The following is a 23,453-nucleotide window of genomic DNA, read 5'->3' on the forward strand; positions in this document are numbered from 1 at the left end:
CACATACCCCTTTTTGTTAGTTTTATTGCTCTAGCTTTTCTATCTCGTTTAATGTTGATTTAAAATAATCTAAACCATCGTTTAGAGAAGACTTACTAGATTCAGTTTTCGCTTCATCATTTGTGTCTAGACCTATAAATAACCCATTTAGAGATGGTACAATTATTTTCATTTCATCAATTAGTTCATCTTTGAAGTAGCTATAGTCAGTAGGTGCTTTGATTCCCGTTACCTTATCAGCTTGTTCTTTTACAACTTCATACTGTTTTCTTAACTCTTCTTTGTTCGTCTTTAATGTCTTATCTTTTTCGATTATTGTTTTAGTACCCTCTATTGCATCCATAAACTTCTTAGATTGTGTTCTAATCTCTTCTTTAAACTGACTAATAGTTACTGGAGGTTTAACATCTGAAAATACTTGTTTGCCCTCATACTCACGTAACTCAGCTAATGTTAAATTTGCCTTTTCTTCTTCACTTAATACTGGTTTAACCTTGTCTTGCTTGATTTCTTCTTGCTTAACTTCTTGTTTAACTTCTTCTTTTACTTCTTCCTTAACTTCTTGCTTAACCTCTTCTTTAGCTAATTGGTTTTTATCTTTTGCTTCTGTTTCTAATACCTTTTGTTCCTTATTCTTTTCTACATCTATAGTTTCTTGTGTCTTAACTTTATCCTTTGACTCTGCATCTTGTACACTGTCAGTCTTTTTATGATCTTCAACTTTTACATTATCAGTCTTCTTCTCTTCTGCATTGTCCTTAGAACATCCTACCCATGCTACTAACATAAGTGGTAATGCTAAAAAACATATTAGTTTCTTTGCTTTCATTATGTATACTCCTTTTTAAACTTTTATAATTAATACATTTTAATTAGCATATTATACCATAATATAAATTATATAAATAAGATATGGAATTTTTTATGATTCCATAAACTCTTTATCCCAAAAGTACTTGTCCATTAAATTCTTTACAATACCGTTGAAATAAGCGAATTTACCCTTCTTCATTTTTGTGCCGGATTTAATTTTCATAACAAATTCTTTAATAGATTTTAAGCCGATTTCAAGCTCTTGCTCTTTGTTAAATGCTTTATCACCAGTTTCAAAATCGATCACATCATTGCACTGTCTTACGACCTTCCACAGTTCTTGAATTGTTTTAGATTCACTGTAAAAAGAGCTAACTAAAGAAAGAAAACGTTGTGGTACCCAATGAGCAACAAAATCAGCTTGTTCAATGTTCTCTTCAGGAGTATTGCTATTCTCATTACTATTACGTTTGTTTATATCTTTTATATTTTGTTTTAAGGAAACAGGGGTTGTTTTAATGGTAGGACACTTTGTAGGACTTTTTGTATCTACCTTGTTGGACACTTCTTCCACAATTGGTTGAATGATAATAGCGTTAGAAGTTTGAAGCATATCTTTTGTACGTTTCATTGCTACTTGTTTAATCATCTCTAGATCCACAAGTTTCTTCATTAAACGTTGTACAGTTTTATATGAAACTTCCATTTTTTCAGCTATTCTATTTTTGCATAGGAAACTAACACCTACATATTTGCAGCTGTGACGCTTTAAAATTTCAAGTAACGTAATAAGTTTAGATTGTACGTCAGTACGTTTAATAGACATACGGATAGTGTCTCTGTATGCACGTACAGTTTTATTTAGTTCTTCCACATATTTGAATGATGATAAGTTGTGGAAGGATTCTTTAGTTGCGATAACATCGATACGCTTCTTTTCCATATTATATAGGCCCCTTTGTATAAAACAAAAAAGCAACAGAATGCCAGATGTAAGCAAACTGTTGCTAAGGAGCCCTTACGTACTGTAAAATAGTCCGTAAGAGTACAGCAAGTGTTTGCCTATCCAGAGTAGGCGGATGGTATACAGAGTGTTGGTAGCACTTTATATACACGCTGTGCTCTTTTGTTTTTTGATTAATAGATGCCCACAAAAGTACCCACAAAATGCCCACAAAATAATGAAACAATATTATTTGTTTTGAGTTTCAAATTTTTAAGATTCCTTATAAATAGCGGTTCCGTGATTATTTTGATTTGTTATTAGGGTGTGAAGCTTGATTAGAACACAAGTTCACCAATGGGAACGCGATCAATATATGTCTCTTTACTAAGAGATTAAAGAGCCTTGATACTACGGTATTAAGGCTTTTTTTGTTTGTGGGCAATATAGTTGTTAGTTGAAATGAATTGAATAGACGCCTCAAAAATGCCCGAAAAAAATTATGGAGGTATTTAAAGTTTTATTCCATATTTTTAATGTAACGTGGTGAAATTCGAATGATTTGTTTGTTCCAAAAGAGTGGATAAGTAAAAGTAACATGCGTAATATCTATGGGTATAAAAAAATGTATGATATGTTTTGTTCGGTATCGGATATGTTTAATATTAAAGTTCAAGTGTTTTAAAATATAGTACCTTGCAATAAACAATACTAAGTGGTATATTATGGATAATGAAGGTACCGTGTATTGAACAGTACTGAAATGAGAAAGGAGGACTATCCTTGAACGTTCAGTTTAAAAAAGGTGTGTTAGAACTGTGTGTGTTGGCACTTGTGAAACGTAAGGATTGCTACGGTTATGAACTTGTTCAGCAAATCTCAAATAAATTTTTAATATCGGAAGGATCAGTGTATCCTTTATTACGTCGTTTAACGAAAGAAGGATATTTTCAAACGTATTTAAAAGAATCTACGGAGGGGCCGCCTCGTAAATATTATCAACTAACTGAGCAAGGGGAAACGCAACTGAATTTGTTGGTAACAGAGTGGCGTGATTTTGCGAAAGGCGTACAAGAAATTATTGAAGGGGTGGAATGGCATGAGTAAAGAACAGTTTCTTAAGGAATTATCAAGTCATCTTAGAAAGTTACCAGACGAAGAGAGGAAAGATATTTTATTTGATTATGAAGAGCATTTTCAGTTTGGGATAGAAGAGGGGAAAACTGAATCGGAAATAATAGAGGGGCTTGGCTCTCCGAAAGTAATTGCAAAAGAATTGCTTGCGATGTATCGTTTCGATGAAATGAAAAAAGATCCATCAACTTCAAATGTGACAAGAGCTGTCATGGCAGCAATTGGACTTAGTTTGTTTAATTTCATTATTGTGTTAGGCCCGTTAGTTGCAATTATTGCTTTTATATTTTCTTTTTGGGTCGGTGGGATTGCTAGTGTAGTGACACCATTTTTCGTAATTGGAAAAGTATTTATGGGTACTTTTATATGGTTGGATTTATTCGTTAGTATAACGTTTGTTGGAGTAGGTTTGTTGTTATGTATTATCGCTTATTATAGTACGAAGTGGTTTAAAAGGCTATGCGTACGTTATGTAATATGGAACTTCAAAATGATAAAAGGGGAGTAGATGATGAAAAAAATATTGTTAGTAGCAATCGCTTGTATCATTATTGGAGTAATTGGGATTTCACAAACATATGAAAAAGCAGTGCAAACTGCAGAAAAAGGAAACAAAGAAGATATAATCAAAAATGAAACATTAAAAAATATAGAAGTTAAGTTAGATGCCGGGGATATTGTTGTCCAAAAATCTCCTGACTCTTCTTTTTATGTAAAGCAATCAGGAGATACACGTAAACAAGAGGTTCGTATTGCTGAAGATGGTGACACATTAAAAATCATTGGGGAAAGAGAAAAAGGTGCTTCATTTGATTTTTCCTTTTACGATTTTAGGTTTCAAACGTCTACATTGACTCTCCTTGTACCTGAACGCTCTTACCAAGATGTAAAAGTAAATTCATCTGCTGGACAAATCGACATAAGTGATGTGAAAAGTGACCGTGTAAGTGTTGAGACACTTGCTGGTGAAGTGGATTTGAAACGTGTAACGGCTAAGAATGTGGAGGGATCTACAAAAGCTGGTGAGCTGAACTTTAAAAAAGTAATAGGGAAAGTGACTGCAAAAACGACCAGTGGGGAAATAAATATTCTAGATCATGATTCTACGTATAATCTAGAAGCAAGTTCAACTGCTGGAGATGTAGATATTATTTTATCGGAAAAACCACAAGATGCGGTAATCACCGGACAAAGTGCTGCTGGAGATGTAACAATTTTTAATGAAGAAAATAAAAACGTAACAATTGGTAATGGGAGTAAAAAGATTAGCGGTAAAACTGCTGCTGGAGATGTGACGATTGAAACGCGTTTATAAGAAATAGAATGTATGAAAATCTATCAAAATACAAAAAAGATAATTACCGTATATATATAAGGTAATTATCTTTTTTATATTCTTAATGTAAATCACGATACACGCCAATTACTTTACCGATAACTGACACTTGTTTTAAAATGATAGGTTCTAATGAAGAGTTTTCCGGTTGTAGGCGGAAATGGTCTTTTTCTTTATAGAAACGTTTAACAGTTGCCTCGTTATCTTCTGTTAAAGCGACTACAATTTCACCATTATATGCAGACTGTTGTTGGCGAACAACAACTAGATCTCCATCGAAAATACCAGCTTCAATCATACTATCTCCAGAAATACGTAACATAAACACTTGATCTGCTCCAGCAACAATGCTAGCTGGAAGTGGGAAGTGATCTTCTACACTTTCAACTGCTGTAATTGGTAATCCAGCAGTAACTTTTCCGATGATTGGAACTTGAATAACAGATTGTGTTTCTGTATCCATTCGGTCATCACCTAAAATTTCGATTGCTCGTGGTTTTGTTGGATCGCGTCGAATGTATCCTTTTTCTTCTAATCTTGATAAATGTCCGTGCACTGTAGAACTAGAAGCGAGGCCGACTGCTTGACCGATTTCACGTACGGAAGGTGGATATCCTTTTTCTTGTACTTTTAGCTTAATAAAGTCGAGAATGTCTTGCTGGCGTTTCGTTAACTTTTCCATGTTTTCTAACACCTCGTTTTCTTTCATTTTTCTTATTAATAAGTATAACATGTGAAAAAACATTCTACAAACATAAGTTCGAACAAAAGGCGAATTTATGTTACACTGAAGGGAAATAATAGTGAGAAAGAGGGGTTCATAATGAATGCAATTATTTATGCACGTGTGAGTACAACAAAAGAAGCGCAAGAAACATCATTATTACGTCAAAAAGATGAATTATTGCATTTAGCGGAGCGCTATCAAATGAATGTTACTAAGGTGATTGAAGAGCAGGCTAGCGGTTATACAATTGAACGTGATGGAATATTAGAAGTGCTAGATACAATTCGAGACGAACAAATTGATGTGCTACTCATACAAGATGAAACGCGCCTTGGTAGGGGAAATGCAAAGATTGCATTAATGCACTGTTTACATAAAGAGGGAATAAAAGTATACACGCATACGCATAATGGAGAATTACAATTGTCGGATTCGGATTCGATGGTATTAGATATTATTGGTATTGTTGAAGAGTATCAAAGAAAGATTCATAATTTGAAAATTAAACGTGGTATGCAACGCGCAGTAGAAAAGGGCTATCGTCCAGAAAATAATTTAAAGAATCGTCATTTAAGCGTAGGACGAGAGAAGAAAGAAGTGCCGATTGAGGAAATTGTGCGTTTGCGCAAGAATGAACTTACTTTCGAAGAAATTGCAGCAACGCTTCGCGGCTTTGGGCATAATGTTTCAAAAGCGACGGTACATCGTAGATATGTAGAGTATACAAAGCAATTGCTTGATAAAGAAGAGTAACTATTGTATGATAATAATCAGTTTTGATTAGAAGGGGGATTCGAGATGCTTAGTCACGAACTCGTTGAACGCATTAACTTCTTAGCGAAAAAAGCAAAAGCTGAAGGTCTAACTGAAGAAGAACAACGTGAGCGTCAATCGCTACGTGAACAATATTTAAAAGGATTTCGTCAAAATATGTTAAACGAACTTAAAGGAATTAAAGTCGTTAACGAACAAGGTACTGATGTTACGCCGGCGAAATTAAAAGCTTTAAAAAAGCAAGATAATGCAAAATTAAACTAAAAGATGGGCGAAGCCCATCTTTTTTTATTTATTATATTCGTTAGTTAATAACTTTCCAGTTGTTATTGATTGTTGCTTCTATTTTTTTGTGCTTCAATATATAGTTAGCAATAAGTTCAGACATATCTGTTGTTATGTCTTTTATTACAGGCTTATTTTGAAACATAAAGAAGTTCCCTCCGCCGCTTGCGCGATAATTATTCATAACGACGTCATATTCTTCATCCATATTAAGAGGAGTGCCTTTATACTGTAAAGATTCTACTCTCTCACCAATTGGTTTGGAAATATTTAATACGTACGAAATTCCTTCCCACATATCGTAATTATAGTGTTGCGGTTTTGGTTCTATGTAGCTAGGGTTTACGATGATGGTTCCATCTGCTTTTAATGTGAAATAAGAAGCAGAGAGTTCGAGAGCATCTTTTATATCCGCTCCAGTTATTCTAATTACTTTTAATGTATTTGGATAAATATAATTAGAAACGATGTCACGCATTGTTACACATTTCGGGAAACCTGGAGATGTATTATGGAATAAGCTTGTACAAGAAATGGAAACATTAGCTATATCCATCTGTATTTTATTTATGAATTCAATAAAAGAATGGTCTTGCAAACGAGTTTGCATAGCATCTAAAATTCGCATGTCCCCATAGATTAGTCCAATAGGTTGATCGAGCCAACTTTGTGTTTTTTCTTCATAATTGGTAACCAAGGAAAGAATATCTTGGTCCGTCGCAATTCCTTGCACGGGCAATAATTGTGAACAACTCTCTTTTTTTATCCATTTTTGTTTTATTTTTTCGAATGTTACTGTTACTTTTCCAATGAAGTGTCCATTGCATCCGGTTTGTAAAACTGTTACACCATTTATTGCGGTGTGAGCAATTTCACGGTGTTGGTGGCCTGTTAGTAAAATATCTATGCCTTCAATTTCATGACACATTGCATATCCTTGGTTTTCACCTGTTAAAACTTCACTCGGTACCCCAGTTTGTAAATCACGTTCGAATCCCCCATGATACGCTACGACAAGTAAATCTGGTTTCTCGTGTTCGCGAATGTAAGAAACCCAATTTTTTGTTGTTTCTAATGCATCTTCAAATTGTAAATCTTTAATGTGATGGGGTTGTTCCCAATTGGGAATGTAATGCGTTGTCACCCCTAAAATAGCAATTTTTATATTTGATTCAATATGTTTTATTATATATGGTTTCCCAAAATAAGGTTCGTTTCTGTTTATGTCTAAAATATTTGCTGATAGATACGGAAAGTTTGCAGTAGAAATAGCATTGTTTAATACATCCATTCCATAATTAAATTCATGATTTCCAATAACTGCAGCATCATAACGTAAATAGTTCGCTAATAAAGACATTGGATTTTTCTTATCTTTTTCATAAGTAGCGTAATGATAAGTAAATGGTGTTCCTTGTATGAAGTCACCGTTATCAATTAAAAGAACGTTTGTATTTTCGGATCGTTCTTTTTTTATAAGAGTAGAAATTTTAGCTAAACCAATTTCAGCTTTGGAGTTATCTTGGTAGTGAATTGGATAAACAGTGCCATGTATATCACTTGTTAATAAGATGTTTAAAGTCACAATTTGAGTTTGATTCAATATCATTCACCTTTTCTATTGTTATCTATTAATTAAGCATATCAAATATATGAAGAGAATTTTAATGAGAATGTATAGAATGTGTAAAGATTCTGTAAATAAGCAATTATTCGTGAAAATGTATGATATATTTCTTCATGTTTACGGAAGGTTATTTTATAACAACAAAAATGGAGGCATTTATATGTTGAAAAAAGTTTTTGCAATGAGTACGACGGTTGTACTAGCGGCGGGATTATTAAGTGGCTGTGGAACGAAGGAATCAAGCGCAAGTAAAAATGAAGATACGAAAAAAGGGTATGTACCGAAGACTTTAAATGTTCAATTTGTTCCTTCTCAAAATGCAGATACGTTAGAGGCGAAGGCAAAACCATTAGAAAAGCTACTAAGTGATAAATTAAATATTCCAGTAAAAGTTAGTATTTCAACGAATTACAATACAATTGTAGAAGCGATGGCATCTAAGCAAGTAGATGTAGGATTTTTACCCCCAACAGCGTATGTGCTAGCGCATGAAAAAAAGGCTGCAAACGTAATTTTACAAGCACAACGTTTTGGAGTGGACGATGAAACAGGAGCTCCTACAAAGGATTTAGTAGACTTTTATAAATCTGAATTTGTTGTTAAGAAAGATTCAAATATTAATAGTGTAAAAGATTTAAAAGGTAAAAAAATTGGTTATCAAGATGTAACGTCATCAGCGGGATATGTATGGCCTGCGGCTGTACTATTAAAAGAGGGTGTTGATCCGTTAAAAGATGTGAAACCTGTTACATTAAAAGGTCACGATCAGTCGCTTATTGCTCTTTTAAATGGTGATGTAGATGCAGCTGTTGTATTCCAAGATGCTCGTAATATTGTAAAAAAAGATTATCCGAATATATTCGATCAAACGAAAATAGTGAAATTTACGGAGAAGATTCCAAACGATACGATTTCGGTACGCTCTGATTTAGATGAAGAGTGGAGCAAGAAATTACAGGATGCTTTCATTGAAATAGGAAAGAATGAGGAAGGTCACAAAATCATAAAAGAAGTATATTCACATGAAGGATATGTTAAATCTGATGATAGTAAATTTGATATCGTTCGTGAATATGGGAAGAAAGTAAAAACGCAATAATACATATGGAAATGGCAGCTAACTGGAAAGGTATGTTTTCAGTTAGTTTGCCGTTTTGAATTCATAGAAGGTAGGTAAGATGTGTGATAGAGTTTCGAAATGTTTCCAAAGTATATCCGAATGGTACAAAAGGATTGAATAATATAAACTTGAAAATTGAAAAAGGCGAATTTGTTGTAATGGTGGGGCTGTCCGGGGCTGGAAAGTCCACACTTCTCAGATCGGTAAATCGTCTTCATGAGATTACAGAAGGCGAAATCATGATTGAAGGTGAGTCTATTACTGCTGCAAAAGGAAAAGGATTACGCCGTATGCGCCGAGATATTGGTATGATTTTTCAAAGTTTTAACCTTGTAAAGCGATCAACGGTATTGAAAAATGTATTAGCTGGCCGTGTTGGGTATCATTCGACTTTACGTACAACGTTAGGTCTATTTCCAAAAGAAGATTTGGAGCTTGCTTTTCAATCGTTAAAAAGGGTGAATATTTTAGAAAAAGCATATGCGCGAGCTGATGAATTATCAGGAGGACAACAGCAACGTGTATCGATTGCTAGAGCGTTGGTGCAAGAAGCGAAAATTATATTGGCAGATGAACCTGTTGCGTCGTTAGATCCGCTAACAACAAAGCAAGTATTAGATGATTTGAAAAAAATTAATGAAGATTTTGGGATTACAACAATTGTAAACTTACATTCTACTGATTTAGCTAGGCAATATGCAACACGCATTATTGGATTACATGCAGGCGAAATTGTTTTTGATGGTTCAGTAGAAGAGGCAACGGATGAAAAATTTGCTGAAATTTATGGAGACGTAGCGCAGAAAAGTGAATTATTAGAGGTGGCAGTTAAATGAATGACGTGACGATATATTCGAAATCGATACCAAAGCCGCCGAGTAAGTTGAAACATATGTTAACGGCTATTCTAGTCATTTTGCTGTTGTGGGGAAGTAGTGTACAGGTCGACGCATCATTTTCAAAACTAGTAGTTGGTTTTCCTAATATGATTGACTTGTTAAAAGAGATGGTGCCGCCAGATTGGAGTTATTTTCAAGTTATTACAACAGCGATGTTGGATACAATACGTATGGCAACTATTGGGACGACTTTAGGAGCGATTTTAGCTATTCCACTGGCACTATTTGCGGCAAGTAATGTGTTTACTAGTACATTTTTGTACGGTCCAGCTCGATTGATTTTAAATTTTATCCGAACGATACCAGATTTATTATTAGCGGCGATTTTTGTAGCTATTTTTGGAATAGGACCACTTCCAGGTATTTTGGCTCTTACTTTTTTCTCAATTGGGCTCGTGGCGAAATTGTTGTATGAGTCAATTGAATCGATTGACCCAGGTCCATTAGAGGCGATGACAGCAGTAGGAGCAAATAAAGTGCAATGGATTGTTTATGGGGTAATTCCGCAAGTGAAAGCACATTTTATCTCCTATGTTCTTTATACATTTGAGGTGAACGTACGTGCAGCAGCTGTTTTAGGTTTAGTAGGAGCAGGTGGTATTGGATTATATTATGACCGTACACTTGGTTTTTTACAATATCAACAAACTGCATCTATTATTATCTATACTCTTGTTGTTGTATTGTTAATTGATTATGTAAGTACATTGTTGCGGGAGAAATTATAATGAGCAAAACGACGGTAATCGTACCAAAACCGAAGAAACCGAGTGTATATCGCTGGTTTATTTTTATAGCACTTACATTTGTTTATGTATGGGCTTTCTCAGGAGTACCGCTAGAGGGAATTAAGGATACAGCAGGAGAAATTACAAAAGCAATTATGACAGGTGTATTGAATCCAGATTGGGCGTATGTATCTTTGCCAGATGGTGAAGATTTATTACATGGTTTAATTGATACGTTGGCAATTGCAATATTAGGTACATTTATTTCTGCCTTTTTATCTGTTCCATTCGCTTTTTGGGCGGCAACGAATATGAGCAGTGGAAGATTAACTTCAGGAACTGGGAAATTTGTACTTAGTTTTGTTCGTACATTTCCTGAATTAGTTATGGCCCTTTTATTTATAAAAGCTGTTGGACCAGGCTCTTTTGCTGGAGTTCTAGCTTTAGGATTACACTCTATTGGGATGTTAGGAAAACTATATTCAGAAGGAATCGAGAATATAGATAAGGGACCGACAGAAGCGTTAATAGCAACGGGTGCAAATCGGTTTCAAATACTTTGGTATGCAGTATTGCCACAAGTATTACCAGATTTTCTATCGTATACGTTATACAGGTTCGAAATTAATGTACGATCCGCTGCTATTTTAGGTGTTATTGGAGCAGGGGGTATTGGTACGCCTTTAATTTTTGCACTGAGTTCACGCAATTGGTCGCGTGTGGGAATTATTTTATTGGGCATCATTTTAATGGTCATTATCATTGATTTTATTTCAAGTTCGATAAGGAAGAAAATTGTATGATTTATTTTAAAAGCACCTATAAAGGTGCTTTTTTATATAATAGGAATAATGAATGTGGGAAATAGGGGGTGGTATTTTGGCTTTACGGCACGAGTTCGTATTTATTTTAAATGAAAAAAGATTGGATTTTAAAGGTGTGGATTGGATTGAATATTGTATTTTATATAAAGAAGAGGCCAAGGTAGATGAGTACGTTGTATTAAGTGATGAGCTAATCGTGTAGCTATTAGATTTTATCTATTGGATGCCAGTTTATTGTCCTACTAAAAGAGCATAAGGGTTTGGAATTCATTATTATGGTATTACAAAAATTGAACAGCAAGGGGCAGTGATAGCAGAACAGTTATTTTGTTCGCTAGTTAGCTAGTTAGCATATTTTCTTTAGTGGCAGAAGCAATTGAACTGAGAGGCCAGTTTCAATGAGAAAACGCCAATAATACTGATGGAGAATATGAAAGGTGTATATTTGATCGAGATAAATTATGCCAACATTTAAAGTCTTTTATTCGTTTGTTGCGTAGAGTAAAAAGTGGGGAAGGGTATATTTTGCATTATGGAATTTGAAGTTGATGAATAAATATACAGATAATTCTCTTTCTTTTTAAAATAAAAACAATGAAAAAGTATGTCATATTGAATACCCATACATTCCCGAAATCATTGATTTTTTTATAAAAAATCAAAAAAACATCAACATATTTGTCGATACATGTTGTATAATCTTGCGTGGGAAGCTATCATATAAATGTATAAAACGTTTACTAATATAAGCGAAGGGAAGAATAGCATGTCACATTCAATCGAACAACTTTCTATCAACACGATTCGCACATTATCCATCGATGCGATTGAAAAAGCAAACTCTGGTCACCCAGGAATGCCAATGGGTGCAGCACCAATGGCTTATACATTATGGACTCAATTTATGAAACACAATCCAAATAACCCAACGTGGTTTAACCGTGATCGTTTCGTATTATCTGCAGGTCATGGTTCAATGTTATTATACAGCCTACTTCACCTATCTGGTTATGATGTAACAATGGATGATTTAAAGAACTTCCGTCAATGGGGAAGCAAAACTCCAGGACATCCTGAGTACGGTCATACAGCTGGTGTAGATGCAACTACTGGTCCACTTGGACAAGGTATTGCAACTGCGGTAGGTATGGCGATGGCTGAAAGACACTTAGCGGCTAAATATAACCGTGATGCGTATAATGTAGTAGATCATCATACATACGCTATTTGTGGTGATGGAGATTTAATGGAAGGCGTTTCAGCTGAAGCATCTTCATTAGCTGCTCATTTACAATTAGGTCGTCTTGTTGTGTTATACGATTCAAACGATATTTCATTAGATGGCGATTTAAATCGTTCATTCTCTGAAAGTGTAGAAGATCGTTATAAAGCATACGGATGGCAAGTAATCCGTGTTGAGGATGGAAATGATATTGAAGCAATCGCGAAAGCAATTGAAGAAGCGAAAGCTGACGAAAAACGCCCAACGCTAATTGAAGTAAGAACGACAATTGGTTTCGGTTCTCCAAACAAATCAGGAAAATCAGCTTCACATGGTTCTCCACTTGGTGTAGACGAAACAAAATTAACAAAAGAAGCATATGCTTGGACTGCTGAGCAAGACTTCCATGTTGCAGAAGAAGTATATGACAACTTCCGCAAAACAGTACAAGATGTTGGTGAAACTGCGCAAGCAGCTTGGAATACAATGTTAGGCGAATATGCGCAAGCATATCCAGAATTAGCAAACGAATTGCAAGCAGCAATGAACGGTCAACTTCCAGAAGGTTGGGAGCAAAACTTACCAACTTATGAATTAGGATCTAAAGCAGCAACTCGTAATTCTTCAGGTGCTGTAATTAATGCAATTGCAGAGTCTGTACCATCATTCTTCGGTGGATCTGCTGACCTTGCTGGTTCTAACAAAACATACATGAATAACGAAAAAGACTTTACAAGAGATGATTACAGCGGTAAAAACATTTGGTACGGTGTACGTGAGTTCGCAATGGGTGCGGCAATGAACGGTATTGCACTACATGGTGGTTTAAAAACTTACGGTGGTACGTTCTTCGTATTCTCTGACTACTTACGTCCAGCAATTCGTCTTGCAGCATTAATGCAATTGCCAGTAACGTATGTATTCACACACGACAGTATCGCTGTTGGTGAAGATGGTCCAACACATGAACCAATCGAGCAATTAGCAGCGCTTCGTGCAATGCCAAATGTATCTGTTATTCGTCCAGCTGACGGTAACGAATCTGTTGCAGCTTGGAGACTAGCTCTTGAATCTACAAATAAACCAACTGCTTTAGTATTAACTCGTCAAGACCTTCCAACATTAGAAGGTGCAAAAGACGATACGTATGAAAAAGTAGCAAAAGGTGCGTATGTAGTTTCTGCAAGCAAGAAAGAAACAGCTGATGTAATCTTACTTGCAACTGGATCTGAAGTAAGTCTAGCTATTGAAGCACAAAAAGCTCTAGCAGTAGACGGTGTAGACGCAGCTGTTGTCAGCATGCCATCTATGGATCGCTTTGAAGCTCAAACAGCTGAGTACAAAGAATCTGTATTACCAAAAGCAGTAACAAAACGTTTCGCGATTGAAATGGGTGCTACATTCGGATGGCACCGTTACGTAGGTCTTGAAGGAGATGTGTTAGGTATCGATACATTCGGTGCTTCTGCTCCTGGTGAGAAGATTATGGAAGAGTATGGATTTACTGTAGAGAACGTTGTTCGTAAAGTAAAAGAAATGCTTTAATGATTTTAGAAAAATCTCTCCGGCATGGAGAGGTTTTTCTATGTAAATGAGTTTTTTCGACAGAAAAAGTTTTTTATCTCTCCGCAGTCAGACAATCATTGCAAATTTTCTTCTATATAATGAAGAGAAAAGGTTGTCCAGATTGGGAGGCGAAAGATGAAAACGTATGAATTGTATTTAATTCAAGAGGATATTGCGAAAGCTTACTTTGGTCGTGAATATTTGTTTTTTGATTTATTTGCTCGATTTTCAGAATCTGGGTCCCTTTCGGAGAAAAAAGTGTTATATAAACAAATGATGTATATAACTATGCCATTACAAGTAATGAAAATTCATCATAAATTAGAACAAGCTTTGCGCGTTCTTGGTAAATATGATCGAACACATCATACACATACACTTTATACAGGGGCGGAATATGGCGAAATAATGGTGAAACCACACTATATTCGTATGAATACCTCTGGAAATGTTTCTATGGAAACGACTTTCTTTGAGGTGTTGAGAAAGTGTGAATTAACATTTTTAGCTATGGATTATGAAAATACAAAGTATGGATGGCTGAATCCTCTAAAACAAGTACGAACATATGTGTAAAAAATGTCGAATTGTATCTTGTCTTATTGAAAAGGTTTTAGTACACTGTAAGGTAGACAACATGAAGGAGGAAAATATATGCCAATTTGGTTAGGTATTCTAGTGGGCGTAGTAGCACTAGTAGCAGGCGTGGCGTTAGGATTTTTCATTGCCCGCAAATACATGATGAATTACTTACAAAAAAATCCACCAATTAACGAACAAATGTTAAAAATGATGATGATGCAAATGGGACAAAAACCTTCCCAAAAGAAAATCAATCAAATGATGAGCGCGATGAACAAACAACAAATGAAATAAGCGCTAAAAGACACTCGCTAAGAGTGTCTTTTCTTTTTGTTAGTTACAGCGTTTAAAACTTTTAAAAATTCTGTATTTTTGATAAACTGAAAACATCGCTCATTTTAAGGGAGGAGGAAAAAAATGAAAGTGTTTATGAATTTAGCGTGGTTTTTTAAACAAGAAAAACGAGCGTACATAACCGGAATTATTTTATTATTTGGCGTTGCACTTTTAGAACTTGTAGCACCAAAAGTGATTGGGATTGTTGTAGATGAAATTAATGATGGAACATTAACGACTGATAATTTACTAAAATGGGTTGTACTCTTAGTAATTGTAGGTATTACGATGTACATATTACGTTACGTATGGCGTATTATGATTTTTGGCTCTTCATTAAAGTTGGCTCGCCAATTACGGAAAAATTTGTATGAACATTTTACAAAGATGAGTCCATCGTTTTATCAGTCAAATCGCACAGGTGATTTAATGGCACATGCGACTAATGATATTCAAGCGATTCAGCAAACTGCTGGAGCAGGCGTTTTAACACTGGTTGACTCTTTAGCTGTTGGGGGATGTGTACTCGTGGCGATGGGTTTTACAATTAGTTGGAAGTTAACATTGTTAAGCTTAATTCCGATGCCGATTGTAGCAATATCGACAAATTATTACGGAACTTTATTACATAAAAGGTTTCATAAAGCGCAGCAATCGTTTTCGGAAATCAATGATAAAGTGCAAGAGAGTATGAGTGGGATGAAGGTCATTCGATCGCTTGGACAGGAGAAAGAAGATTTACAAGCGTTTCGAAAAAAATCAGAAGATGTCGTACATAAAAATATGTTAGTCGCACGTATTGATGCATTATTTGATCCAACAATCGCTCTTATCGTAGGATTTTCATTTTTAATCGCAGTATGTTATGGGTCAGTATTAGTTGTGAGAGGTGAATTAACAGTAGGTGATCTCGTTACATTTACGACGTATTTAGGTACTCTCGTTTGGCCAATGTTAGCGTTTGGATGGTTGTTTAATATTATGGAGCGTGGGCGTGCTTCGTATGACCGTGTAGAAAAAATCCTCTCGCAAAAATCAGATGTAGTAAATAGAGAAAATGCTGTGCATACAATAGCGAGCGGTGATGTTTCATTTGCGGTCGATTCGTTTTCGTATAAGAAAAATGAACTGTTACATTTAACAGATATTCACTTTGATTTGAAAAAGGGAGAAACGCTAGGGGTTGTAGGACGTACAGGTGCAGGGAAAACAACTTTATTAAAATGTTTAATCCGTGAGTATGATCATTTTAATGGTGAATTAAAAGTTGGAGAGCGGGATATTCGAGATGTAACACTTTACGGTGTCCGTTCTGCCATTTCATATGTGCCGCAAGACCATTTTTTATTTTCAGCGAGTATTGGGGAGAATATTGCCTTTGGAAAGGCGGATGCTACATATAATGAAATTACCCGTGCTGCAGAGATTGCTTGTATTCACAATGACATCCTTCAATTTTCAGAAGGGTATGAAACAGTAGTTGGGGAAAGAGGCGTTTCTTTATCTGGAGGTCAAAAACAAAGAATTTCTATTGCACGTGCTTTATTAACGAATGCTGAAATTTTAATTTTAGATGATTGTTTATCAGCAGTAGATGCAAAAACAGAAGAAACAATATTAAATGCTTTAAAGAAGGAAAGAGCAGGGAAAACAACGATTATTACTGCTCATCGTTTAAGTGCAATTCAGCATGCCAATCTCATTCTTGTTGTGGATGAAGGTAGAATTGTGCAACGAGGTACACATGAGCAATTAATGAAAGAACATGGTTGGTATAAAGAAATGTATGAGAGCCAGCAGTTAGAGGCATTAGTCGAGAAAGGAGGCGTATGATGGCTGAGAAAAAACAGAGCGATTTAAGAAGATTGCTTTCTTATATGAGGCCATATAAGGGGTTGTTATCTTTAGCATTTTTATTTCTAGTTGGTGCAACTGTAACTGAAATGATGGGTCCTTTTTTAATTAAACAATTTCTTGATGAACATTTAGTACCACGTAACTTTGATCAATCAGCACTTGTTACTCTATTTGTAGTGTATATTGTTGCTCACTTATTAAAAGTATTATTTACTTATTTAGACTTATTATATTTTCAAAATATCGCTTTTAAAATTGTTCAAGATATGCGTGTTGAAGTATATGATCATGTTCAAAAGTTGTCATTAAGTTTCTTTGATCGTACGCCGATTGGTACGCTCGTATCGCGCATAACGAATGATACGGAAGCAATTAAAGATTTTTATGTTAGTGTATTATCAACATTTGTTAAAAATATCGTGTTTTTAGTAGGTATTTTAGTAGCGATGTTTTTATTAAATGTAAAATTAGCGCTATTTTCTCTCGTACTAATTCCGATAATGTTTGCGATTATGGTGCTATATCGCCGGAAAAGTGCAGCTTTTTATTTAGAAGTGCGTAATCAATTAAGCGTGTTAAATGCAAAGTTAAACGAGTCCATTCAAGGGATGAATATTGTTCAAGTGTTTAGACAAGAAAAGCGTATGAGAAGAGAGTTTGAAGAAGTGAACAATAAACATTATAGTGCAGGGCGACGTACGTTAAAGTTAGATGCATTGCTTTTACGTCCAGCTACGGATTTAGTACATATTGTAGCGATTGCGTTAGTACTTGGTTTATTTGGCATTGATGCTTTGAAAAGTCCTGTTGAAGTAGGCGTTTTATATGCGTTTGTTAACTATATACATCGTTTCTTCCAGCCGGTAAATGAGATGATGATGAAATTGTCATTTTTTCAACAAGCACTTGTTTCATCATCACGTGTATTTCATTTAATGGATGAGAAAGATTTAGCGCCAGTTCAAAAAGGGGATGGAAATCCTCAAGTCGTTAATGGAGATATTGAATTTAAAAATGTTACTTTTTCGTATGATGGAAAACGTGATGTTTTAAAAAATGTATCTTTTCACGTGAAACAAGGGCAAACGGTTGCTTTTGTTGGGCACACTGGTAGCGGAAAAAGTACCATTATGAATTTGTTAATGCGATTTTATAATATTAAGTCTGGAAATATTGTAATAGATGGTGTAGATTTAGAGAAATTTGAAGAACAAGAAATTAGAAAGAAAATAGGACTCGTATTGCAAGATGCATTTTTATTTGCGGGAAATGTAAAACAAAATATTCGTATGTACAATGAAGAAATTACAGATGAAGAAGTAAAAGAAGCGGCACAATTTGTGCAAGCCAATACGTTTATTGAAAAATTACCAGAGCAGTATGAAACAGAGGTAGTAGAAAGAGGAGCAGCATTTTCTAGTGGTCAACGACAATTAATTGCTTTTGCTAGAACGATAGCAACGAATCCGAAAATATTAGTATTGGATGAAGCAACAGCTAATATTGATACAGAAACTGAAGACGCGATCCAAACAGCGTTACAGCAAATGCGAAAAGGGAGAACGACTATAGCCATTGCGCACAGATTATCTACAATTCAAGATGCAGATCAAATTTTCGTTATGCATGATGGAGAGGTAGTAGAAAGAGGAACACACCAAGAATTACTGAGTGAACAAGGGTTGTATTATAATATGTATTTACTACAAAATAAAGGAAGTTTACAAAAGGCCTTGTAGAATTACAAGGTCTTTTGGCTGTGCTTGAAATTTTTACGAAAAATATACGAATAACATAGTATAATGTAGTAGAAATGTGCATGGAAAATAGTAGGGAATGAAATAAAGGAGAAAAAATATGGATTATGTGCTAATAGGTGTGATTTTATTATTATTAGCTGCAGTATTCGTGCTGTTTTATAAAAATAAACAGTTAGAATCAGAGAGTCAGCAAGTAGAATTTGAAAAGAAACAAGCAATTGAAACGTATGAAAATGAAATTGCAGCCACGGTTACAGAGCATAAAGAACAACAAAATACATTGAAAAATATGGAACAGAAGAAATACAGTGATTTACAAATAAGTGCAGCTCGAGAACTTGAAAATATGCGTATGATGAAAAATCAATTAGCTGTACAGCATAGTAAAGAACGTAGTGAAATGCAAGAAAAACATAGTAATGAAATACATATGTTTCAAAATTTAATTGCAAATTTGCGAGAGTATACAAAAAATAGAGCTGAAGTGAATACACACGAAACATTACATTATATGAAGCGTGGCTTCGTAGAGCAAGGCATAATACTAGATAATGAATTTCATATTATGCCGAATGTTTTTATGAGAAATCAGCATAGAGGAAATGATTTTCGAATTCATCATCTTGTCTTAAGTAAAACGGGTATTTATCTACTTGAGACGAAAGAATGGACCGGGAAATTAATTCATGGCTTAACGAAAGAAAATGCTAGTATATATGCATTTATGATTGATGAAATTGGCAAGTATCAACAAGAGATAGAGAAAGAAGAGACGTTTGAATATATTACAGGTGAAGATTCATTAACGATACAAGTGAAAAATGAAGGGAATCCAGTATATAGAGCGAAGAAACTATCTCATATTCTATACAATTGTTTGAAAGAAATGCAGGTTGATATTGTAAAGGAAAATGTAAAACCGATTGTATATTTTTCTAATGAGAGTGGGAAAGAAGTGCTAGATCTTTCTGAAGAAAAAACGCCGAGATTAAAGGATAGAGAGCAAATTGTAACGTTTTTCAGAAATGAAATCTTAACGGGCAAAGTAATATATACAGGTCAAGAATTAGAAAAACTTCGAGAAATCATTAGTCGGATGAATTATAGAATGAATTAAAAAAGGGGTGGGCATTCTGAGTGCAATATTAAGGGGTATTTTGTATGTTTATATTTGTTTGTATATACTAATGTATTTTGCGTTTATTTTTGTGATTGATGCGGTTCACATGTCATTAAGTGTAAAAGGTATGTTTGTAGTAGTCATGCCATTTGTTTTATTAGTCGTGATTCAAAAGTTCGTCTTACGTACTTCTGTAAATCGTAATACAGAAAAGAAGCAAATGCTAGGTGTAATGATAGTAGGTGGCATTCTATTGTTAGTGTGTACTGCACAATTAAGTATGAATACATACACTTCCAAGTTTAATCAAGATCGGTGGTTAAATGTTGAAGAAAAACGGGTACATATGGTAGATGATCTACTACAAAAATATAAATTAACAGGGAAATCAAATGAGGAAATTATAAAATTATTAGGAGAGCCTACTCAAACAAGAAATGGAGAAGACGGGGTTATCACTTCGTACTATCTTGGAAATGAACGTGGTTTTATTTCGATAGATAGTGAACAGCTTGTTTTACAATTTGATAGAGATGGTAAAGTTGCAGAATATAAGGTGCAAAGGGACTAAAGAAACGTAGAGAGAAGCTATATATTATAGCTTCTTTTTTATATTCCAATATAGTAAATGTAGGCAAATAGTAGTCATTCCTATCTATACGAATCGGAATGAGTCTGTTATATTGTAAATGGTTATGTTGCTTAATAGTTTAGTAGATAACCTATATTTTGGTTGAGGAGGGGAAATTTAACACGAATTTAATTATATGCGTGTTAAGTATTATGATGAAAAAAGGATTTTATAATGTTTTAGCTGCATCAATTGTATTTAGTATGGTAACGATTCCAAATTATTCCTATGCTAGTGAGCTTGAAAAAACTGTTACAGTTTCTCCTGAGGAACAAGCTTTAAAAAGTATTGAAAACCATATGAAAGATGAAGATGGGCGAGGAGAAGATCAAGGAGCAAGAAATGAAGTGCAAGGTGAGTTTCTTGTACATATAGTTAAAGAAGTACCTTTATACGATTCTAGTAATTTTCAAAAAGAGACAGGGATTCGTATTTCGAATCAAGTCGTAAAAGCTGAGAAGAGAAAAGGAAACGCTTACTATGTTCAAACTTCATCTGGAGCTGGATGGATACAAAATAGTGAGGGGAATGTAGAAGTTAAAGAAATTCATTCGTTATTAAGTGAAAAGTTAGTTGTAAATGAAGAAACCTCTACATACTCTGAACCATTTGCATCATACAAAGAAGAAAATGTACTGGAGCCACAAACTATTCAAGCAATTGGACAGGCGGGAGAATGGTTCCAAGTAAAAATAAATAATGAGATAAAATGGATTCATTCACCTTCAGCAAAATTTGAAGGAACAAAAGCGTCGCTTATTCAAGACGCAGCACCAACACGTACAAAACGTGCAGCAGTTATGTATGCTGCACCATTAGAAGAGAAAACAACAGATATTTATGGTGTACCTTTAAAAGAAATGATTGTACCGAAAGGAAATGAAAATATTCGTCCAGGTTATGCGATGAATCCGAAGTATATTACGATTCATGAGACAGATAATTACAGTGTTGGGGCAAATGCTAGAAACCATGCGCTATATTTATATAACCAAGCAACGGGAACGGAAGATCGTTCAGCGTCTTGGCATTTTACGGTAGACGATAAAGAGATTTATCAACACCTTCCATTAAACGAAAATGCTTGGCATGCAGGTGATGGAGCAGAAGGAACTGGAAATCGAGAATCAATTGCGATTGAAATTGCTGTAAACGAAGATGGTGATTATAATAAAGCTGTTGAAAATGCTCGTAAACTAGCAGCTTATTTAATGGGGGAATTAAATATTCCTTTAGAAAATGTGAAGAAGCATCAATTTTGGAGTGGTAAAAATTGTCCTGCTATTATGATTAAAAACAATGCGTGGGAACCATTCTTACAAGGAACAAAAGTTTATTATGATGCGAATCATAAAGATGATATAACGGGTGGCTGGTACGAAGCAGACATTCGTGAATTAGATAAACTTGGCATTATGGTTGGGGATGGAAAAGGTTCTTATTGGCCAGAACGTCTCGTAACACGTGGTGAATTTGCGAACTTCATTTCAAGATCATTGCAGTTGCCTGAAGGAACATCGAATTTTAATGATTTAAATACAGCACATCCATCGCTAATAGATGGTATTAATCGTGCAGCAAGTGCCGGAATAATAAGTGGTAGAGGAAATGGTATATTTGCTCCAAATGATACGATTAAACGAGATGAAGCTGTTATTATGATTGACCGTGCACTGCAATATAAAAAAATTAAAGGTAACTTAGCTCCGCTACCATTCTCGGATCAAGATTTAGCATATGATAAACAAGCTGTACAACGTGTTTATGGATTAGGTATTGTAAAAGGAAATGATAATAATGAATTTATGCCGAAAGGTTCTGCAACGCGTGGGGAATCGGCAGCATTTATTAATAGAATGTTAAAAGTAATAGAGAGTAAATAATGAAATAGCATTCGCTTTGGCGAGTGCTTTTTTATTTTTCAATATGTTACGGAAGGGAGTGAAGGTTTTGAGTGGAATAAGGAATGAAAGCGGAGGTGATGCATATATATAGATGCGTTGGGTTATTTTTAATGCGTATTAACGAACAGCCTAATTATAATCAGTGTGAAATGGACCGAATCTCTACTGATTAAAGTTTCACTTTATCATATTGTATAAATGAAAAGGAGGTAAGACGGTGAAAGCAATACCGACTGATGTCCTGAGTAAAGAATTGATGGAAAGAGAAGGCGTTATATCTATTACAGTAAAGGAATTTGAAAAGATAGAAGTAGCTGGAGTAGTAGTTGCTGGCCCCGCTGTTATTTTGATTAATCAAGATTAAGTACATATTATCAATTTTGAAAAGTACGAAAAGCATCCGTCCAGGGTGCTTTTTATTTGTATGCAAGGAAGAATATGGTGGATAATTGGATTACTGGAGGGAGAGTTTGTGGCAATTATTATAACGATGTTAGTAATGGGAGTTTTATTAGGATTTGTTGGAGCAGGGGGAGCTGGTTTTATTATCGCAATACTCACTTTAGTATTCCACATTCCTATTCACGTTGCGCTTGCAACGTCTTTAACTGCCATGGCATTTACGACATTATCTGGGGTTATAAGTCATTATCGCGAAGGAAATGTTGTATTTACTATAGGTGGGATTGTTGGTGGATGTGGAGCACTGGGTTCTTATATCGGTTCAAAAATTGGTTCACTTATACCACCGCATCTTCTTCATTGGTTTACAGCTGGGATGTTATTTTTATCTGCAATTTTTATGTGTATTAAATTAATTAAGTTTCAAAATAGGGAAGAATTACTTTTAGCAGAAATTAAAGATTTTTCGAAAGAAAACATAATGAAATGTATATGCCTTGGATTAGTCACTGGAATTATGGCTGGTTCATTTGGGATTGGTTCCGCACCATTTATTCAACTTGGATTAATGGTTCTATTAGGATTAACGATTCAACAATCTGTGGGAACAACGATGCTTGTTATATTGCCGATTGCGATTGGAGGTGGGCTGGGATATAGTTCAGAAGGGTACCTAGATTATATATTGTTATTGCAAGTATTAATTGGGACGATGTTAGGAGCGTATATGGGGGCGAAGTTTACAAATTATGCACCACGTATGCTTTTGAAGCTTTCAATGATTATGACACCAGTTTTAGCGGGATGTATGTTATTGATAGAGTGAAAATAATATAGCAAACTAATATGTTTTACGAATGAAT

At 34.9% G+C, this 23,453-nt stretch carries 23 protein-coding genes and 1 pseudogene; 20 read left to right on the top strand and 4 right to left on the bottom strand.

The genetic code is table 11. The features are described from left to right. Positions 1–22 precede the first annotated feature (22 nt). Complete coding sequence (locus tag DN390_RS16120) at positions 23–829, bottom strand: hypothetical protein (protein ID WP_147807805.1); 807 nt, start codon at positions 827–829, stop codon at positions 23–25. Between the two features lie 93 nt (positions 830–922). Beyond that, positions 923–1,756, bottom strand: coding sequence for a helix-turn-helix domain-containing protein (locus DN390_RS16125; protein WP_147807806.1), 834 nt, complete (start codon positions 1,754–1,756; stop codon positions 923–925). A 783-nt stretch (positions 1,757–2,539) separates the two neighbouring features. Between DN390_RS16125 and DN390_RS16130 the strand changes: the two genes are divergently transcribed. The 3 genes from DN390_RS16130 to DN390_RS16140 are packed head-to-tail and all read left to right on the top strand — an operon-like array spanning position 2,540 to position 4,205. Continuing rightward, the gene (locus DN390_RS16130) at positions 2,540–2,863 is read left to right on the top strand and encodes a PadR family transcriptional regulator (protein ID WP_147807807.1); all 324 of its coding nucleotides are present in this window, start codon (positions 2,540–2,542) and stop codon (positions 2,861–2,863) included. Next, on the top strand, positions 2,856–3,398 hold the full coding sequence (locus DN390_RS16135; protein WP_147807808.1) for a DUF1700 domain-containing protein: 543 nt from the start codon (positions 2,856–2,858) through the stop codon (positions 3,396–3,398). Before DN390_RS16130 ends, DN390_RS16135 begins: the two co-directional genes overlap by 8 nt. Next, positions 3,399–4,205, top strand: a complete 807-nt coding sequence (locus DN390_RS16140; RefSeq protein ID WP_147807809.1) for a DUF4097 family beta strand repeat-containing protein — start codon at positions 3,399–3,401, stop codon at positions 4,203–4,205. Positions 4,206–4,287: 82 nt separating this feature from the next. Here DN390_RS16140 and lexA read toward each other — a convergent pair whose 3' ends face one another. Continuing rightward, entirely contained in the window at positions 4,288–4,908 is a 621-nt protein-coding gene (gene lexA / locus DN390_RS16145; RefSeq protein ID WP_060631883.1) for a transcriptional repressor LexA, read from the bottom strand. Positions 4,909–5,049: 141 nt separating this feature from the next. On the opposite strand from lexA, the gene DN390_RS16150 reads away from it, so the two are divergent. Together DN390_RS16150 and DN390_RS16155 are read left to right on the top strand one after the other, a co-directional pair. After that, positions 5,050–5,706, top strand: a complete 657-nt coding sequence (locus tag DN390_RS16150) for a YneB family resolvase-like protein (protein ID WP_060631882.1) — start codon at positions 5,050–5,052, stop codon at positions 5,704–5,706. 45 nt (positions 5,707–5,751) lie between these two features. Continuing rightward, positions 5,752–5,991, top strand: coding sequence for a DUF896 domain-containing protein (locus DN390_RS16155; RefSeq protein WP_000948565.1), 240 nt, complete (start codon positions 5,752–5,754; stop codon positions 5,989–5,991). A gap of 40 nt (positions 5,992–6,031) precedes the next feature. Here the strand turns inward: DN390_RS16155 and DN390_RS16160 are convergent, their stop codons facing one another. Next, positions 6,032–7,615: a bifunctional metallophosphatase/5'-nucleotidase gene (locus DN390_RS16160; RefSeq protein ID WP_147807810.1), complete on the bottom strand. Its 1,584-nt coding sequence runs from the start codon at positions 7,613–7,615 to the stop codon at positions 6,032–6,034. 184 nt (positions 7,616–7,799) lie between these two features. Here DN390_RS16160 and DN390_RS16165 point away from each other — a divergent pair, with 184 nt between their 5' ends. The 15 genes and pseudogenes from DN390_RS16165 (at position 7,800) to DN390_RS16235 (ending at position 23,416) form a co-directional block, all read left to right on the top strand. Continuing rightward, positions 7,800–8,738 carry a phosphate/phosphite/phosphonate ABC transporter substrate-binding protein gene (locus DN390_RS16165; protein ID WP_000915052.1) on the top strand — a complete coding sequence of 313 codons (939 nt, stop codon included), beginning with the start codon at positions 7,800–7,802 and terminating at the stop codon, positions 8,736–8,738. 83 nt (positions 8,739–8,821) lie between these two features. Next, positions 8,822–9,595 carry a phosphonate ABC transporter ATP-binding protein gene (gene phnC, locus DN390_RS16170; protein ID WP_147807811.1) on the top strand — a complete coding sequence of 258 codons (774 nt, stop codon included), beginning with the start codon at positions 8,822–8,824 and terminating at the stop codon, positions 9,593–9,595. Then, complete coding sequence (gene phnE / locus DN390_RS16175; RefSeq protein WP_147807812.1) at positions 9,592–10,386, top strand: phosphonate ABC transporter, permease protein PhnE; 795 nt, start codon at positions 9,592–9,594, stop codon at positions 10,384–10,386. Before phnC ends, phnE (DN390_RS16175) begins: the two co-directional genes overlap by 4 nt. Further along, positions 10,386–11,189 carry a phosphonate ABC transporter, permease protein PhnE gene (gene phnE, locus DN390_RS16180; protein ID WP_097949173.1) on the top strand — a complete coding sequence of 268 codons (804 nt, stop codon included), beginning with the start codon at positions 10,386–10,388 and terminating at the stop codon, positions 11,187–11,189. Before phnE (DN390_RS16175) ends, phnE (DN390_RS16180) begins: the two co-directional genes overlap by 1 nt. A gap of 76 nt (positions 11,190–11,265) precedes the next feature. Next, a pseudogene (locus DN390_RS31770) lies at positions 11,266–11,753 on the top strand (coproporphyrinogen III oxidase). Between the two features lie 223 nt (positions 11,754–11,976). Next, complete coding sequence (tkt, locus tag DN390_RS16190; protein WP_147807813.1) at positions 11,977–13,977, top strand: transketolase; 2,001 nt, start codon at positions 11,977–11,979, stop codon at positions 13,975–13,977. Positions 13,978–14,133: 156 nt separating this feature from the next. Further along, complete coding sequence (sirA, locus tag DN390_RS16195) at positions 14,134–14,574, top strand: sporulation inhibitor of replication protein SirA (protein ID WP_000860645.1); 441 nt, start codon at positions 14,134–14,136, stop codon at positions 14,572–14,574. Positions 14,575–14,652: 78 nt separating this feature from the next. Continuing rightward, on the top strand, positions 14,653–14,874 hold the full coding sequence (locus DN390_RS16200; RefSeq protein WP_001123317.1) for a YneF family protein: 222 nt from the start codon (positions 14,653–14,655) through the stop codon (positions 14,872–14,874). A gap of 123 nt (positions 14,875–14,997) precedes the next feature. Then, the gene (locus DN390_RS16205) at positions 14,998–16,749 is read left to right on the top strand and encodes an ABC transporter ATP-binding protein (protein ID WP_060631877.1); all 1,752 of its coding nucleotides are present in this window, start codon (positions 14,998–15,000) and stop codon (positions 16,747–16,749) included. Next, a complete protein-coding gene (locus tag DN390_RS16210; protein ID WP_147807814.1) occupies positions 16,749–18,512 on the top strand; it encodes an ABC transporter ATP-binding protein in 1,764 nt (587 codons plus the stop codon). Before DN390_RS16205 ends, DN390_RS16210 begins: the two co-directional genes overlap by 1 nt. Positions 18,513–18,630: 118 nt before the next feature. Next, positions 18,631–19,650 (top strand): nuclease-related domain-containing protein, encoded by a 1,020-nt coding sequence (locus tag DN390_RS16215; RefSeq protein ID WP_147807815.1) that lies wholly within the window; start codon positions 18,631–18,633, stop codon positions 19,648–19,650. A 7-nt stretch (positions 19,651–19,657) separates the two neighbouring features. Then, the gene (locus tag DN390_RS16220; RefSeq protein ID WP_088116287.1) at positions 19,658–20,224 is read left to right on the top strand and encodes a hypothetical protein; all 567 of its coding nucleotides are present in this window, start codon (positions 19,658–19,660) and stop codon (positions 20,222–20,224) included. Between the two features lie 215 nt (positions 20,225–20,439). Next, positions 20,440–22,167, top strand: a complete 1,728-nt coding sequence (locus tag DN390_RS16225) for an S-layer homology domain-containing protein (protein ID WP_147807866.1) — start codon at positions 20,440–20,442, stop codon at positions 22,165–22,167. A 238-nt stretch (positions 22,168–22,405) separates the two neighbouring features. Beyond that, on the top strand, positions 22,406–22,552 hold the full coding sequence (locus DN390_RS16230; protein WP_000644411.1) for a BC1881 family protein: 147 nt from the start codon (positions 22,406–22,408) through the stop codon (positions 22,550–22,552). A 60-nt stretch (positions 22,553–22,612) separates the two neighbouring features. Next, positions 22,613–23,416, top strand: coding sequence for a sulfite exporter TauE/SafE family protein (locus tag DN390_RS16235; protein WP_147807816.1), 804 nt, complete (start codon positions 22,613–22,615; stop codon positions 23,414–23,416). Positions 23,417–23,453 lie beyond the last annotated feature (37 nt).

This window comes from Bacillus sp. SH7-1 (assembly GCF_008042405.1).
In the GTDB taxonomy this organism is placed as follows: Bacteria; Bacillota; Bacilli; order Bacillales; family Bacillaceae_G; genus Bacillus_A; species Bacillus_A thuringiensis_N.